This is a genomic window from Kribbella sp. NBC_00359, from assembly GCF_036097425.1.
Lineage (GTDB): Bacteria > Actinomycetota > Actinomycetes > Propionibacteriales > Kribbellaceae > Kribbella.
Genome location: NZ_CP107975.1, coordinates 1,328,966 through 1,345,377 on the forward strand (window position 1 = coordinate 1,328,966; position 16,412 = coordinate 1,345,377).

General features: G+C 69.1%; 13 protein-coding genes. 6 read left to right on the forward strand and 7 right to left on the reverse strand.

Translation table 11 applies throughout. From position 1 onward, the window contains the following. Positions 1-2: 2 nt before the first annotated feature. The 6 genes from OG876_RS06395 to OG876_RS06420 form a co-directional block, all read right to left on the reverse strand. Positions 3-1,277 carry a thymidine phosphorylase gene (locus tag OG876_RS06395; protein WP_328523838.1) on the reverse strand — a complete coding sequence of 425 codons (1,275 nt, stop codon included), beginning with the start codon at positions 1,275-1,277 and terminating at the stop codon, positions 3-5. Next, on the reverse strand, positions 1,277-1,687 hold the full coding sequence (locus OG876_RS06400) for a cytidine deaminase (protein WP_328523839.1): 411 nt from the start codon (positions 1,685-1,687) through the stop codon (positions 1,277-1,279). Before OG876_RS06400 ends, OG876_RS06395 begins: the two co-directional genes overlap by 1 nt. Next, complete coding sequence (locus OG876_RS06405) at positions 1,662-2,951, reverse strand: ABC transporter permease (protein ID WP_328523840.1); 1,290 nt, start codon at positions 2,949-2,951, stop codon at positions 1,662-1,664. The genes OG876_RS06400 and OG876_RS06405 overlap by 26 nt, the downstream gene beginning before the upstream one ends. Then, positions 2,948-4,162, reverse strand: coding sequence for an ABC transporter permease (locus OG876_RS06410; RefSeq protein WP_328523841.1), 1,215 nt, complete (start codon positions 4,160-4,162; stop codon positions 2,948-2,950). The genes OG876_RS06405 and OG876_RS06410 overlap by 4 nt, the downstream gene beginning before the upstream one ends. After that, positions 4,163-5,713 (reverse strand): ABC transporter ATP-binding protein, encoded by a 1,551-nt coding sequence (locus OG876_RS06415; protein ID WP_328523842.1) that lies wholly within the window; start codon positions 5,711-5,713, stop codon positions 4,163-4,165. Between the two features lie 95 nt (positions 5,714-5,808). After that, on the reverse strand, positions 5,809-6,888 hold the full coding sequence (locus OG876_RS06420) for a BMP family lipoprotein (RefSeq protein WP_328523843.1): 1,080 nt from the start codon (positions 6,886-6,888) through the stop codon (positions 5,809-5,811). A 295-nt stretch (positions 6,889-7,183) separates the two neighbouring features. Between OG876_RS06420 and OG876_RS06425 the strand changes: the two genes are divergently transcribed. From OG876_RS06425 to OG876_RS06435, 3 genes are all read left to right on the forward strand, one after another. Further along, on the forward strand, positions 7,184-8,365 hold the full coding sequence (locus tag OG876_RS06425; RefSeq protein ID WP_328523844.1) for an amidohydrolase: 1,182 nt from the start codon (positions 7,184-7,186) through the stop codon (positions 8,363-8,365). Between the two features lie 109 nt (positions 8,366-8,474). Next, complete coding sequence (locus tag OG876_RS06430) at positions 8,475-8,759, forward strand: hypothetical protein (RefSeq protein WP_328523845.1); 285 nt, start codon at positions 8,475-8,477, stop codon at positions 8,757-8,759. Continuing rightward, complete coding sequence (locus OG876_RS06435) at positions 8,756-9,136, forward strand: PIN domain nuclease (RefSeq protein ID WP_328523846.1); 381 nt, start codon at positions 8,756-8,758, stop codon at positions 9,134-9,136. Before OG876_RS06430 ends, OG876_RS06435 begins: the two co-directional genes overlap by 4 nt. Here the strand turns inward: OG876_RS06435 and OG876_RS06440 are convergent, their stop codons facing one another. Then, positions 9,137-10,717 (reverse strand): acyl-CoA mutase large subunit family protein, encoded by a 1,581-nt coding sequence (locus OG876_RS06440; protein ID WP_328523847.1) that lies wholly within the window; start codon positions 10,715-10,717, stop codon positions 9,137-9,139. Positions 10,718-10,950: 233 nt separating this feature from the next. Here OG876_RS06440 and OG876_RS06445 point away from each other — a divergent pair, with 233 nt between their 5' ends. The 3 genes from OG876_RS06445 (at position 10,951) to OG876_RS06455 (ending at position 16,307) form a co-directional block, all read left to right on the forward strand. Then, positions 10,951-12,063, forward strand: a complete 1,113-nt coding sequence (locus tag OG876_RS06445) for a glycosyltransferase family 4 protein (RefSeq protein WP_328523848.1) — start codon at positions 10,951-10,953, stop codon at positions 12,061-12,063. Beyond that, entirely contained in the window at positions 12,060-13,166 is a 1,107-nt protein-coding gene (locus tag OG876_RS06450; protein ID WP_328523849.1) for a glycosyltransferase, read from the forward strand. The genes OG876_RS06445 and OG876_RS06450 overlap by 4 nt, the downstream gene beginning before the upstream one ends. A 108-nt stretch (positions 13,167-13,274) precedes the next feature. Then, entirely contained in the window at positions 13,275-16,307 is a 3,033-nt protein-coding gene (locus tag OG876_RS06455; protein WP_328523850.1) for a choice-of-anchor D domain-containing protein, read from the forward strand. Positions 16,308-16,412: the final 105 nt, after the last annotated feature.

Sequence of the window (16,412 nt, forward strand, 5' to 3'; positions counted from 1 at the left end):
GCTCAGCCGATCCGCTCGATCACCAGCGGCCCGTGCTCGTACGCCGTTGACACCTCGACGGCATCGGTCAACGCCTCCAGGGCTCGCTCGAAGCGGGCCGGGTCATCCGCGTGCAGGGTGAGCAACGGCTGCCCCTCCCGGACCTCGTCGCCCGGCTTGGCGTGCAACTCGACGCCGGCGACGGCGGATACCGGGTCCTCCTTGCGAGCCCGGCCGGCGCCAAGGCGCCAGGCCGCGACGCCGACCGCGAGCGCGTCCAGCTTCGAGAGCACTCCGGAGGCAGGAGCCGGTACGACGTGCTGCTCGGGGGCGACCGGGAGTTCGGCGGACGGGTCGCCGCCCTGGGCCGCGATCATCGTGCGCCAGACGTCCATCGCCGTACCGTCGCGAAGCTTCTCGGCCGGATCCGCGTCGGTGACGCCCGCTGCGGCGAGCATTTCGGTGGCCAGGGCCAGGGTCAGCTCGACCACGTCGGCCGGACCACCGCCGGCCAGGACCTCGACCGACTCGCGGACCTCCAGGGCATTCCCGGCGGTCAGGCCGAGCGGAACCGACATGTCGGTGAGCAAGGCAACGGTCTTCACGCCCGCGTCGGTGCCCAGGGCAACCATGGTCTCGGCGAGCTCCCGCGCGTCGGCCAGGTCCTTCATGAACGCGCCGGAGCCGACTTTCACGTCCAGCACCAACGCGCCCGTGCCCTCGGCGATCTTCTTGCTCATGATCGAGCTGGCGATCAGCGGGATCGCCTCGACAGTGCCAGTCACGTCCCGGAGCGCGTAGAGCTTCTTGTCGGCGGGCGCGAGACCGTCTCCGGCCGCGCAGATCACCGCGCCGACCTCGTCCAGCTGGCGCATCAGCTCGTCGTTCGAGAGCGCCGCCCGCCAGCCGGGGATCGACTCGAGCTTGTCCAGCGTGCCGCCGGTGTGACCGAGACCGCGACCGGACAGCTGCGGCACCGCCACGCCGCACGCGGCCACCAAAGGGGCCAATGGCAACGTGATCTTGTCGCCGACACCGCCGGTCGAGTGCTTGTCGGCGGTCGGCCGGGACAGCTTGCCGAAATCCATCCGCTCGCCGGACGCGATCATCGCCGCGGTCCAGCGGGCGATCTCGCGACGGTTCATCCCGTTCAGCAGGATCGCCATCGCCAGTGCCGACATCTGCTCGTCCGCGACACCGCCGTGGGTGTACGCGTCGATCACCCAGTCGATCTGGCCGTCGCTCAGCTCGCCCCGGTCCCGCTTGGTGCGGATCACGTCGACAGCGTCGAAGCTCATCAGTTCTCCAGATCGTCCGGCCCGAACGCGTCGGGCAACAACTCACGCAGCGGCCGCGGTCCGGCCGGCGTCTCGAGCAGGAGGCCGGGCCCACCGTTCTCGTGCAGCAACTGCCGGCAGCGCCCGCACGGCGTCAGCAGATCACCGTGCCGATCCACACAGCTGAACGCGACCAGCCGCCCACCCCCGGATCGGTGCAGCTCGGACACCAACCCGCACTCCGCACACAGGGTCAACCCGTACGACGCGTTCTCTACGTTGCACCCGGCAACAATCCGGCCGTCGTCGACCAGCGCCGCGGCCCCTACCGCGAACCCGGAGTACGGTGCGTAGGCGCGGCCCATCACCTCGACGGCGACGGCCCGCAACGCTTCCCAGTCGATCTCATTCGGTGACGTAGGGCTCACCATCCGCCTTCGGGGCTCTGACGCGGCCGACCAGGCCGGCGACCGCGATGATCGTCGCGAGGTACGGCGCCATCAGCAGGAGCTCGCCCGGGATCGGGGTCTGGATGATCTGCAACTGGGACTGCAACTGGGTGGCGAAGCCGAAGAACAGCGCCGCGACCATCGCGCCGATCGGGTGCCAGCGGCCCATGATCAGAGCGGCCAGCGCAATGAACCCGTTGCCAGCGGTCATCTCCTTGCTGAACGAACCGGCGTACCCGACCGTGAAGAACGCACCGCCGAGCCCGGCCAGCACACCGCCCCAGAGGACCGCGGAGTACCGGACGCGCTTGACCTTGATGCCGACCGTGTCGGCCGCCTTCGGGTGCTCGCCGACCGCACGGACCCGCAGGCCCCACCGGGTCTGGAACAGCACGAAGGTGACCACCGCGACCGCGAGGTAGGTCAGGTAGACCAGGATCGTCTGGTTGAACAGGATCGGCCCGATGAAGGGGATGTCGCCCAGACCGGGGATCTTGATCGCGGACAGCACGGTCGGCGTGTTCAGCTTCTCCGCGTTCGACTGCAGGAACTGGTCGAACAGATAGCCGGTGATACCGGTCGCGAACACGACCAGGACGACGCCGAGCACGACCTGGTTGACCAGGTACTTGATCGAGAACACCGCGAGCAGCCAGGCCATCACCACGCCGGTCACGGCCGCCGCGATCAACGCCAGCGCGGCGCTGTTCGTCGTACTCGAGACCACCGCGGCCGTGAACGCGCCGACCAGGAACTGGCCCTCGATGGCGATGTTGATGACACCGGACCGCTCGCACAGCACACCGCTGAGCGCGCCGAGGATCAGCGGGGTCGCGAAGTTCAAGGTGCCCTGGAACTGGTTGGCCAGCGGGAACGTCTTGCCCGCGGCGGCCCAGCACAGGAACGAGCCGATGAAGCAGATCCCGAGCAGGGCGGCCAGGTAGCCGGAGTACGACTGCGGGACGCGGCGCAGCAGGTACGCGCCGGCGGCGATCACACCGAGGATGCCGAGCACCAGCGCGGCGAACTGGGCGGGAATGCCGAGCAGGTTGTGCTGCAGGTCGCCGGAGGTCAGCTGGAACGTCGCCTTGCCGCCCTTGGTGAAGATCGCCAGGGCGAGCCCGATCAGCGCGAACACCACCATCAGGCCCCCGACGCGCAACCGCCGGGTTCGTTCGGCCGGCGCCTCGATGACCTGAGGCTTGGCCGGCGCCGCCGGTACGGCGTCGGGTGTCGTCTCGGTCATCCGTTCCAGCCTTTCGCGAGGACGGGCCCCGTTCCGCGTTCCTTCGGCAGGAACCGGAAGATCGAGCGCACCAGCGCCGGAGCCGCGACGAACAGCACGATCACGGCCTGCAGCACCGTGGTCAGGGTCAGCGGGGTCTGCGTGATCAGCTGCATCTGCAGACCGCCCGCGTTCAGCGCGCCGAAGAGCAGACCGGCCAGCACGGTGCCGACCGGCGTACCGCGACCGAGCAGCGCGACCGTGATCGCATCGAATCCGATCGACGCTGCCACACCGTCGGTCAGCGGCAGGTCGGTGCCCAGCACCTGCTGGGTGCCGGCCAGACCGGCCAGCGCGCCGGCCACGACCATCGCGACGATGTACGCGCGGCCCACCGACATCCCCGCGGTCCGGGAGGCGTCCGGGTTCGAGCCCACGGCCCGCAGTTCGAAGCCAATGGTGGACCGGTTGAGCAGCCACCAGACGAAGATCGCGGCGAGCACCGAGAGGATGAAGCCGCCGTGCAACCGGGTGTCGCCGAACTGCGGGTACTGCGCGTTGTGGTCGACGATCGGCGAGATCGGGTCGGTCCGTCCCGGTCGCCGGAAGGTCGTGGTGGTGAGCAGCCAGGCGAGCAGGTAGATCGCGACGTAGTTGAGCATGATCGTCACGATCACCTCGTGCGCCCCGGTCCGGGCCTTCAGCAGGCCGACGACACCGCCCCAGAGCGCGCCGCCGAGCAGACCGGCGATGATCGCCACGATGAGGTGCAGGACGGGCGGCAGATGCCAGGCGAAACCGACGTACGCGGCGAGGATCGCGCCCATGATCAGCTGGCCCTGGGCACCGATGTTGAACAGACCGGTGCGGAACGCCAGCGAGACCGCCAGGCCGCCGCAGATCAGTGGTGTTGCCTGGGTCAACGATTCGCTGATCGGGGTGATCCCGCCCAGCGCGCCGACGGCGAGCGCCTTGTAGGCCTCGCCGACCGCGGACGCGGCCGCGGTGACCGTGTCCATCGGCGCGGCGCCGAAGTACCCGACGGCCGCCTTCACGCCCTCGTCACCGATGATGATCAGCACGGCGCCGACGATCAGCGCCAGGACGATCGCGCTCAGCGAGACCAGCCCCTGGACCGCCCAGTTCGGCAGGCCGGAGAGCCGCTCCTTCGGGGCGGGGGCCGGTGCTGGCGCCGGTGGCGGGGCCGGCTCGGTGGTTGCGTCAGTGCTCATCTAGATGGTTCCCAACGTGGTCGGGTTCTCGATCGCGACGTCGTGCGCCTCGGACCTGGAGGCGCCGGCCATCATCAGGCCGAGTTCGTCGCGCGGGGTGTCGGCCGGTACGACGCCGACGACCTTGCCGCGGTACATCACCGCGACCCGGTCGGTGAGCGAGGCGATCTCGTCCAGCTCGGTGGACACGATCAGGACGGCGGTCCCGTTGTCGCGTTCCTTCACGATCCGGGCGTGCAGGAACTCGATCGAGCCCACGTCCACCCCGCGGGTCGGCTGCGACGCGACCAGCAGCTTCAGCGGCCGGGACAGCTCGCGGGCCAGCACCACCTTCTGCTGGTTGCCGCCGGACAGCGACGAGACCGGCAGTTCGATGCCCTGGGTGCGGATGTCGAACTCTTCCACCCGGGCCTGCGCGTTGCTGGCGATCTCGTCCGTCCGCAGGGCCAGCCCATTGCCGAACGGTGCCTTGCGGAACAGGTCGAGGACCAGGTTCTCGGCGACCGTGAACGAGCCGACGAAGCCGTCGTGTGCGCGGTCCTCCGGGACGTAGCCGATCCCGGCGTCCAGCCGCTGTCTGGTCGTCCGCCCGGTCAGATCCACGCCGTCCAGCGAGATCTTGCCGGCCGCGATCTCGGTCAGCCCCAGCAGCGCCTCGGCGAGCTCGGTCTGACCGTTGCCCTGGACACCGGCCACAGCGAGGATCTCGCCGGCGCGCACCTCGAGGCTGACGTCGTCGACCGCGGTGAAGCCACGCTCGTCGATCACGGTCAGGCCCTCGACCCGCAGGACGACGTCCTGCGGCTGGGCCGGCGCCTTGTCGACCACCAGATCGACCGCGCGGCCGACCATCAGCTCGGCGAGTTGCTCCTCGGTCTCGGACGGCTCGGCCTGGCCGACCACCTTGCCGCGGCGGATCACGGTGATCTTGTCCGCGATCGCCTTCACCTCTTTGAGCTTGTGGGTGATGAAGACGATCGACGTGCCGCTCTCCTTGAGCTGGCGCATCACGCCGATCAGCTCGTCGATCTCGGCCGGGGTGAGCACCGCGGTCGGCTCGTCCAGGATCAGCACGCTGGCCTCGTTGGCGAGCGCCTTGATGATCTCCACCCGCTGCTGCACGCCGACCGGGATGTCCTCGACCAGCGCCTCGGGGTCGACCTCGAACCCGTACCGGTCGGACAGCTCGGTGACGAGCGCGTGCGCCTTCTTCCGGTCCAGGACGCCGCCGGCGTGGGTGTTCTCCCGGCCGAGCATGATGTTCTCGGCGACGGTGAACACCGGGACCAGCATGAAGTGCTGGTGCACCATGCCGATCCCGTGCTGGATCGCATCGCTCGGCGAGGTGATCCGGACCTTCTCGCCGTCGATCACGATCTCGCCCGAGTCGGGCTGCAGCAGCCCGTAGAGCATGTTCATCAGCGTGCTCTTGCCGGCACCGTTCTCACCGAGCAGGCAATGGATCTCGCCCGGTTCGATGACGAGATCGATGTGGTCGTTGGCGACCAGCGAGCCGAAGCTCTTGGTCAGGCCGGACAGCTCCAGGTGCATGCGGGCAGCCTCCCCTTCAGACGGCGAGCCAGGAAGGCGGACCGTAGGTCTGCTGCCTTCCTGGCTCGCACCGTACTACGCGAATGCGCCGTGGTTCAGGACGCCTTGGGCTGTACCTTCGACTGAATCATGATCTTGCCGCTGATGATGTCGGCCTTGATCTGGTCCAGCTCGGACTTCACGTCCGCCGGGACCTTGCTGTCGAAGTCGTGGAACGGCGCGATCGCCGTACCGCCGTTCTGCAGCGTTCCGGTGAACTGGGTGTTGTCGAACTTGTTGTCGACGACCGAGAGGACCGCGTCCTTGACCGCGACGTCCATGCCCTTCTCGACGCTGCTCATCAGCACCGGGCAGTACTCTTCCGCGCTCACGCAGCCGTCGGTGTCGACCCAGATCGCGTTCACCTTGCCGTTGCTGGCCTTGGCCGCCTGCAGACCGCCCAGACCGGACGGGCCGGCCACCGGGAAGAGAACGTCGGCGCCCTGGGTGATCAGGTTCTGCGCGTTGTTCTGGCCCTTGGCCTTGTCCTCGAAGTCGCCGGTGAACAAGCCCTTCTGCTTGGCGTCGTCCCAGCCCAGCACCTGGACGTTCTTGCCCTTCTGCTGGTTGTAGTAGCGCACACCCTCGGCGAAGCCGTCCATGAAGATCGTCACGGTCGGGATGTTCAGACCGCCGAACGTGCCGACCTTGCCGGACTTCGTCATCGCAGCGGCCAGGTAGCCGGCCTGGAAGCTGGACTGCGCGGTGTTGAACAGCAGCGGCTTCAGGTTCGCGATCGGTGCCTTCGGCGCCGAGTCGACGATCGCGAACTTGATGTCCGGATTCGCCTTGGCGGCCGCCTCGGTGGCGTCCTCGAGCTTGAAGCCGACGGCGACGATGACGTTGCACTTGGCGTTGACCATCGCGGTCATGTTCGTCGTGTAGTCGTTGTCGGACTTCGACTCGGCCTTGACCTCGGTCAGGCCGCGCTCCTTGACGGCGTCCTGCAGACCCTTGTACGAGGTCTGGTTGAACGACTTGTCGTCGAAGCCACCCGAGTCGGAGACCATGCAGGCCTTGAAGTCCTTGTTGGCGCTGCTGCCGCCAGAGCTGCTCTCGGTCGGCTTGCTGCCACACGCGGCGACGGCGAGCGTCAGTACGCCCACGATCGCCGTACCCCGCACGTACTTCTTCACCGGATGTCTCCTTCGTCAACCAGAGTTGTTCCCGGCACGCCTTCCCCCACGTGCCGCATCCGCAGACTATAGGGTGCGGTCCGACCTTCTTTGAACGTCAAGAGGGCCTCGATACCGGAAAGTGACCGGCAGTTCCGTCACATTTCGACAACTCCTCCGGTCTGGTCACCGCCTGCTGAGCGGGCGTCACGGTGTGCACGCTCCGTGCTTGCGTTCACGGTCCGTGGTCGTCGCGGTCGGTGATCGGCGTGGACACCTCCCGGAGTACGTCGTACCTGGATGTCACAATCGCGGGATGAGTCATCAGCTGCTGGTCGCCGACGTCCTCGCCCGCGTCGAGGCCGTGCGCGAGGAGATGGTCGAGGTACGGCGGGATCTGCACGCGCACCCGGAGCTCGGCTGGCGCGAGGTGCGTACGACGGAGATCCTCGAGCGGAGGCTGGTCGAGGCGGGGCTGTCGCCGCGGGTGCTGCCGACCGGGACCGGACTCATCTGCGACGTCGGCTCCGGCGACAGCTGTGTCGCGCTGCGGGCCGACATCGACGCGCTGCCGGTGCCGGACGCGGTGGAGGCTCCGTGGCGGTCGACGATCGACGGAGTCGCACACGCGTGCGGCCACGACGTACACACCTCTGCCCTGCTGGGCGCGGGCCTGGCGCTGGCGGGGATGGCGCGTGACGGGCAACTGGACCGGCGGGTGCGGCTGATCTTCCAGCCCGCGGAGGAAGTGATGCCGGGCGGAGCACTCGGCGTCATCGCGGCCGGCGGACTCGACGGGGTCCGCCGTATTTATGGGCTGCACTGCGATCCGCGTCTGCAGGTCGGCCAGATCGGCCTGCGTGTCGGCGCCCTGACCGCGGCCGCGGACCGGATCCTGGTCCGGCTGACCGGGCCGGGCGGTCATACGTCCCGACCGCATCTGACCGGCGATCTCGTCTACGCGCTCGCGACCCTGGTCACCGAACTTCCGGCCGCCCTCTCCCGGCGTGTCGACCCCCGCGCCGGCATGTCCCTCGTCTGGGGCCGCATCACCTCGGGCTCCGCCGCCAACGCGATCCCCGCCCGCGGCGAGGCCGAAGGCACCCTCCGCTGCCTCGACGTCAACGCCTGGCGCCTCGCGGCCGAGCTCATCCCCTCGCTGGCTTCCCAGCTGGTCGCGCCGTACGGCGTCGAGGTCGACACCGAGGTCACCCACGGCGTGCCCCCGGTGATGAACGACGCCACCGCGATCGACGTCCTCCACAACGCCGTCCACCAGACCCTCGGCTCCGGCGCGATCGCCCCGACCGACCAGTCCCTCGGCGGCGAGGACTTCGCCTGGTACCTGGAAGACACCCCCGGCGCGATGGCCCGCCTGGGCGTCCGCCCACCCGCCCAGGAAACCGCCGCCGACCTCCACACCCCCGGCTTCGACCCCTCCGAAGAAGCCATCTCCCTCGGCACGACAATCCTCACCTCGGCCGCCCTGCTGGATTGACTTGTCCACAGGACGAGCTCAGCGCGGTTGCCCGCGCGCAGCTGCCCAGGCAGGCTGACGACACGATCAGCCGTGGTGGATATTGGTGGGATAAGAGTAGGATGATGGTGTGACAGAGAAGAACAAGCTCTCGGTGACGGTTGACCAAGAGGTCGTGGAGGCCGCACGGGTTGCTGTGTCTTCGGGGCGGGTTGGCAGTGTGAGCGCCTGGGTGAACGAGGCTTTGCACCGGCAGATGGATCACGAGCGGAGGCTTCGAGGGCTGGACCGCTTCCTGGCCGCCTACGAAGCCGAGCACGGGGAGATCGAGCCGGCAGAGATGGCGGAGGCTGTCCGCTCGACGCGAGCTGGGGCGACCGTTGTCCGAGGCAAGCATTCGCACGGCGCCGCATGACCCTGATTCTCGACGCGGGCGCGTTCGTGGCCGTTGAACGTCGCGACCGGACAGTCATGGCTCTCCTCAAAGCCGAACTGCTGGCCGGGCGTACGCCGGTGACGCACGGCGGTGTGGTCGGACAGGTCTGGCGTGGAGGCTCCGGCCGTCAGGCACCAATAGCCCAACTACTTGACGGCGTCCGGGTCGAGCCGTTGGACGACGGCCTCGGCCGGAGAGCCGGCGTACTCCTGAAGCTCACCGGTGGACGAGACGTGATTGACGCAGCCGTAATTCTCCTGGCACGGGACGGCGACCTCGTCCTCACGTCCGATCCCGGCGACCTCACCACGCTGGCTGCTGAGGCGGACATCCACCTGGATCTTGCGACTGTCTGATCAGAAGGTGTCGGCGGGGACGTAGGTGCCCCAGACGTCTCGGAGGGTGTTGCAGACTTCGCCTACGGTGGCTCGGGCCTTGAGGGCTTGTTTCATGGGGTAGAGGCAGTTGTCGGTGCCTTGGGCGGCCTTCTTCAGGGCGGCCAGGGCTTCGTCGACGGCGGACTGATCGCGGTCGGCGCGGAGAGCGGCGAGGCGGTCGACCTGCTGGGCCTCGATGGCGGGGTCGACGCGGAGGGGTTCGTACGGCTCCTCCTCGGCGATCCGGAACTTGTTCATCCCGACGACGACCCGCTCGGCCGAGTCGATCTCCTGGGCGATGCGGTACGCGGACCGCTCGATCTCCTGCTTCTGGAAGCCCTTCTCGATCGCGGCGACGGCACCGCCGTACTCCTCGACCTGGTCCATCAGCTCGACCGCGGCCGCCTCGACCTCGTCGGTCAGCGACTCGACGACGTACGAACCGGCGAAGGGGTCGACGGTCGCGGTGATATCGGTCTCGTACGCGAGCACCTGCTGAGTACGCAGCGCGAGCCGGGCCGCCTTCTCGGTCGGCAGCGCGATCGCCTCGTCGTACGAGTTCGTGTGCAGGGACTGCGTGCCCCCGAGTACGGCGGCCAGCCCCTGGATCGCGACCCGGACGAGATTGATCTCGGGCTGCTGCGCGGTCAGCTGCACGCCGGCGGTCTGGGTGTGGAACCGCAGCATCAGCGACTTGGGGTTCTTGGCAGCGAACGTATCCCGCATCACCCGCGCCCAGATCCGCCGCGCGGCGCGGAACTTCGCCACCTCCTCGAGCAGCGTGGTCCGGGCGACGAAGAAGAACGACAACCGCGGCGCGAACTCGTCCACGTCCAGCCCGGACGCGACCGCGGCCCGGACGTACTCGATCCCGTCGGCGAGCGTGAACGCGATCTCCTGCGCGGGCGTCGCCCCGGCCTCGGCCATGTGGTAGCCGGAGATCGAGATCGTGTTCCAGCGCGGCAGTTCCGCCTGGCAGTAGGCGAAGATGTCGCTGATCAGCCGCAGCGACTCCTTCGGCGGATAGATGTAGGTGCCGCGGGCAATATATTCCTTCAGTACGTCGTTCTGGATCGTGCCGGTGAGCTTGTCACCGGCCACCCCCTGCTCCTCGGCGACCAGTTGGTACAGCAGCAACAGCACCGAGCCGGGCGCGTTGATCGTCATCGAGGTGGACACCTGGTCCAGCGGGATCTCGTCGAACAGCACCCGCATGTCGTCGATCGAGTCGATCGCCACCCCGACCTTGCCGACCTCACCGTGCGCGATCGGCGCGTCGGAGTCGTACCCCATCTGGGTGGGCAGGTCGAACGCGACCGACAGGCCCATGGTGCCGTGGTCGATCAGCTGGTGGTACCGCTGGTTCGACTCCGCCGCCGTCCCGAAGCCGGCGTACTGGCGCATGGTCCAGGGCCGCTGGGTGTACATCGTCGGGTACACCCCGCGGGTGTACGGGAACTTCCCCGGCTCGCCCAGCTTCTCGTCCGGCGCGAACCCGTCCTGCGCCTCGGGTCCGTACACCGGCGCGATCTCGAACCCCGACTCACTCCGATGACTCATCCTCCAACCGTAGGCCGAACCACACCACCACTGGTATGCAACAGCCTGGTGAGATCGAGCACGCCGTGTGACCGTCGTCTCCAGTTCGCACAGGACTCACCAAGTACCGCCCCGTGGTCACCTGACGGCCATCCCCCGGCCCCGGACCCGTCGACAGGGCATCGACGCCGTGTCACGAGAGTGTCGCCGAGGGTTCATGCGCGCTGGGGAACCTCCGAGGTGTGCGCATCGTGATGGTGGCTGAGACCTTCCTGCCGCAGATCAACGGCGTGGCGAACACGGCTCGCCACGTCGCCGATCGGCTGCGTGCCCGCGGGCACGAACTGCTGATCATTGCCCCCGGCCCCGGACCCGGCAGCTACGCGGACGTGCCCGTGATCCGGGCCCGCAGCTTCCGGACCCCCGGCTACAAGGAGTTCCCGGTCGGTCTGCCCGATCCCTCGATCGAGCGGGCGATGGCCGAGTTCAGGCCGGACCTCGTGCACCTCGCGTCGCCGTTCATCATCGGCGCGTACGGGCTGCGCAGTGCGCGCAAGCTCGGGCTGCCGACGGTCGCGATCTTCCAGACCGACATCGCCGGCTTCGCCCGCCAGTACCCCTGGTTCGCTGCCGCGGACCGCGGGATCTGGCGCTGGGTACGGCGTACGCACTCGCGGGCCGACCGCACACTCGCACCGTCCACCGCGTCGGTCGAGGCGCTGGTCCAGGGCGGCGTACCCCGGGTCCATCTGTGGGGCCGTGGCGTGAACCTGGACCTCTTCGATCCCAAGCACCGCGACGAGAACTGGCGCCGGGAGATCGCCCCCGACGGCGGGCCGATCGTCGGGTACGTCGGCCGGCTGGCCGCGGAGAAGAAGGTCCGCCGGCTCGCCGAGCTGACCGACCTGGGCTGCCGGATCGTCATCGTCGGCGACGGCCCCGACCGCGCCTCCCTGGAGAACTCCTTGCCTGACGCAACCTTCCTGGGAATGCGCCGGGGTGCCGACCTGGCCGCGATCTTCGCCGGGCTGGACGTCTTCGTGCACACGGGCGAACACGAGACGTTCTGCCAGACGATCCAGGAGGCGCAGGCGTCCGGTGTCGCGACCGTCGGCCCGGCCGCGGGCGGCCCGCTCGACCTGATCAAACCCGGCGAGAACGGCCTGCTGTTCGATCCGGGTCGGCCCGGATCGCTGCGGCAGGCGGTCAAAACCCTGCTCGACTACCCGACGGCCCGCGGCCGGATGGCGGCGAGCGGCCTGGAACGCGTGCAGTCCCGGACCTGGCCGGCGGTGGTCGACGATCTGGTCGACCGGCACTACGCCGAGGTCCTGCGCGAGGCCGCAGCCCTCCGGCGGGTCGCATGAATGGGTTGCGGATCGCCCAGCTGGCCAACTTCGTCGGCCCGACGTCCGGCGGGATGCGGACCGCGATCGAGCATGTCGGTCAGGGGTACGTCGAGGCCGGCGCCGAGCGGATCGTGATCACCCCGGGCGAACGGGACGTCGTGATCGAGACCGAGTTCGGCACCGTGGTCCGGATGAAGGCCCCGAAGGTCGGCGGCGGTTACCGCCTGATCACCGACCCCTGGAAGGTGATCGAGACCCTCGAACGCTTCCGGCCGACCACCGTGGAGATCTCGGACAAGTCGACGCTCCTGCCGGTCGCCCGCTGGGCCCGCAAGAACGACATCGGCTCGATCCTGTTCAGCCACGAACGCCTCGACGCGATGCTCTCCCTCCGCACCGGCCGCCAGCTCGGCGTGGCGGCCGGCGTCGGCGCGCTCTACAAGCTCCTCAGCCGCACGTACGACGCGGTCGTGGTGACCTCGCGGTACGCCGCGGCCGAGTTCGACGAGGTGACCACCCCGCTCGTCCGGATCCCGCTCGGGGTCGACCTCGACACCTTCCACCCGTCACTCGCCGAGCCGGCGGACGACGGCGTACTCAAGCTGGTGCACGCCGGCCGGTTGTCTCGCGAGAAGAGCCCCCACCTGGCCGTCGCCACCGCCGCGGAGCTGTACCGCCGCGGGGTCCGGATGCGGATGGACGTCTACGGCACGGGCCCGCACCTCGACGAGCTGGTTGCGATCGCCGGATCCGGGCCGATCACCTTCCACGGGTACGTCGACGGCCGCCGTACCCTCGCCCGTCACCTCGCCGAAGCAGACATCGCCTTGTCCGTCTGCCCCGGCGAGACCTTCGGCCTGGCCGTCCTGGAGGCACTCGCCGCGGGTACGCCGGTCGTGACGGCGAACACCGGCGGCGGCCGCGAACTGGTCGACGAAACCTGCGGCCGCTGGGCCCCCGCCAACCCAGCCGCCCTGGCGGACGCCGTCCTCCAGCTGGCCGAGCTCCCCGGCCGCCGAGCCGCCGCCCGCCGCCGCGCCGAGCTCTACGACTGGAACTCCTGCATCCACCACATGCTCGCCCTCCACACCCGCCTCGCCGAGGCCCGCCTCGCCGCCTGATTGCACGAAGCTGCAGCCGGGTTGCGGTGAAGACCGCAATCGCGATATCTCTTTCCTTTCTCGTCGGTGTGTCTCGGGGCGCGCCGGAATCCCCTGCCTGGAGATTTGATGCGCCGCGCCCGCATGCCCGCCCTGTCCCGCCCTGCCCTCTTCCGCACCGCCCTGGCCGCCGCTCTCGCGGCCATCACCATCCCCTTCATCGCCCACGCCGCCTTCGGCGAAGAGGCCGTCACCGCCCCTACCGCCCAGGTCTTCCCGACCCGCACCGGCATCGGCGTCACCTGGGACACCACCGATGCCACGTCGTACCGCGTCGAACGCAAGACAGCCACCGACTGGCAGGACGCGAGCGGTCCCCTCACCGGTACGACGACCTGGGTCGACGACACCATCGCGGCGGGCGCCGCCGCCGACTACCGGGTCGTCGCCAGCTCCGATGCCGAGTCCGCCACCAGCCCCGAGGTCCACGCCAGCCGCCCCACCGAAACCCCGGCGACGGGTGACATCGACGTACTCGCCCTCGATGCCGGCCACGCCGGTGAGGTGACGTGGCTCCAGGACGAGACTGGCGGTCCGGTGACCGCATCCGCCGCCGCGGATGGCTCCCGGACGCTGTCCGCCGGGTCGCTCAAACTCAGGATTCCGGCGTACTTCGCCGGCCCGGGGTACTACAACCTGCCCGCGCTGAACGCCGTCACGCTGACCCAGGGCGAACGCAGCTGTGAGTCCGCCGCCACGTTCCGCGTCTCGGCTGTCACGTACACCGCCGACGGGCAGCTCGAGACCCTCGCTGCCTCACTCGCTGCGGGCACCTGCTCCGGCGCGGAATCGGTTGCCTGGTACGAGATCCGCTACCGGAGTGCGGTCGACTACCAGACGCTGGTCCTCACACCGAAGACGCTCGACGCCGGCCGGGTACCGGTCGGTACCTCCAAAGCCCTGACCCTGACGCTGAAGAACACCGGCACCGAGCCGATCCACTTCGGCAACATGACGCTGAACGCCACGAATCCGTGGACGATCACGCGCGATTGCGATCCGGACCTTGCCGCCGGCGCATCATGCCGGCTGACCCTCACGTTCGCACCGGTCCGCAGTGGCGACTTCGGGGCCAGACTGACCATCCTCGACCCCACCGCATCGCAGTCGCATCAGGTGCTGATGACCGGCACCGGTACTTCGCTACCGCCAGATCCGGGGATGCCGGCGCTGGCGAGCACGTACCGGGGCGTCACGCTCTACTGGCCGTCCTGGAAGACCGCCGGTGGCACCGCGGTGAAGGGGTACTTCGTCCACCGGTACGTCGGCGGCGTCGAGACCACGAAATGGGTCGACGAGGACGCCACCCACACCACCACGTCATGGGCGGAACTCGAGCCCGCAGCAGGTACCGAGTACGCGCTGTCCATCGTCAGCGAGCTCGGCGAGGGACCGGTCGGCCCGCGCACTGCCCTGCCCCGGCCGACCCAGCAGATCGCTCTCACCGACGGCGTCAAGACCGAACTGATGGCGGCCGGCCTCGGCGGATACGCCGTACCGCAGGATCTGGACAACCCACTTCCGCGGGCGGCTGTCGCCGCGTCGCCGGACGGGCGGACGCTCGCCTTCGTGACGGCCGGTTCCGGCATGGCTCTGTGGACGCAACGCGTCGAGCCGGCCGGAGTCGGCACCCCGGTGCAGCTGTGGACACCGCCGGCAGCGCTCACGCACCTGTCCTGGTCACCGGACGGCACCCGGATCGCGTTCCAGGCATCCGAGAACGGGACGCCGTGTGTGTATGTGATCGCATCCTCCGGTGGCACGCCGGAGAAGGTCGCGTGTGACCTCAGCAGCCCGAGCTGGACGCCTGATGCGAGGACCCTCGTGGTGGTCGACCGCCGGTTCGACGGCGCCGACCGGTTCGCCCGGGTGGAGGCCGCTGCCGGCGGCGCGCGGGTCGCGACCCTGCCCGTTCCGGCCGCCGCCGCGGACGGGATGCCGGTCCGCGTGTCGCCCGACGGGCGTACGGTCGCCTACGGGGACGGGTACACCGTGAAGTACGTCGGCTTCGGGTCGGACAAAGTGACAACCAGCCGGCCGCTGAACGCCTCGGTACGCTCACTCAGCTGGAACCCGGACGGCCGCGTGCTGTACGCGACGACCGCCGCCGGCCAGCTGGTCCGCCTGGACAGCGAGCAGCCGGGTCTCGAGCCACAGGCCCAGCCGCTCAACTCGCTGCTCCGCGGCGAGCTCGACCTCGCCTGGCAGCGGCTCGGTGTCACGATCGCGCCGACGCCGGCCGCCGTCGGCACCTCGGCCTCGGTCGCGTTCGACGGTTCGGCATTGCTCCCCGGTACGACGTACACCTGCTCGTCCACGTACACACCGGCGACGCCGTGCACGTCGCCGTATCAGGTCAGCGGCCTGGCCACTGGAGAGAACCTTGTCCGGATCACCGCCACCGAGCCCGACGGGCGGGTGACGACGGCGTACCGGACTCTGGTCGCCGACGCGACCGTGCCGGTGGCTCGGGTGACCGGGCCGAACTACCAGTCATCCGTTGCGGCGACGGCGAACATCACGGTGTCGGCTACGGATGCGTCCGGCGTGGCGTCGTACGACGTTCGGTATCGGCGGGCGTCGTTCGCGGGGCCGTACAGCGCCTACGTCCAGCCGTGGACGAACACCACCACGACCTCGATGAGTCTCGCGGTCGCGGCCGGGAACGAGTACTGCGTGTCGGTGCGGGCGAAGGACAAGTTCGGGAATATCGGGGACTGGAGTGCGGAGCGGTGTTTCTCGCGGCCGTTGGATGACCGGTCGATGACGATGGCAACGACCGGGTGGGCGCGGGGTGCGTCCTCGAAGTTCTACTTCGGGACTGACACGCAGACCACGGCGTCCGGGAAGGCGCTGACGCGGACGGTGCAGGGCAAGCGGTTCTTCCTGATCGCGACCCGCTGCCCCACCTGTGGATCGGTCGCGGTGTACGCCGGCAACCGGCTTCTGACCACCGTCAACCTCGCCTATCCGACGACCCACTACCAGGTCGTCCTCGGGCTGCCGGTGCAGAGCACACTCTTCAGCGGCACGCTGACCTTCAAGACGGTCTCAACCGGCAAACTCGTCCAGATCGACGGCCTCGCGGTAGGTCGCACCTGACGTGCAGCTCGACAGGACGTATACGCCCACTCGGGCCCTTCGGCAGCGCATCCTGAGCGTGCCTGCCGGCCCAGTGGGCGTATACGTCCTGTCCTCCTGCACAGG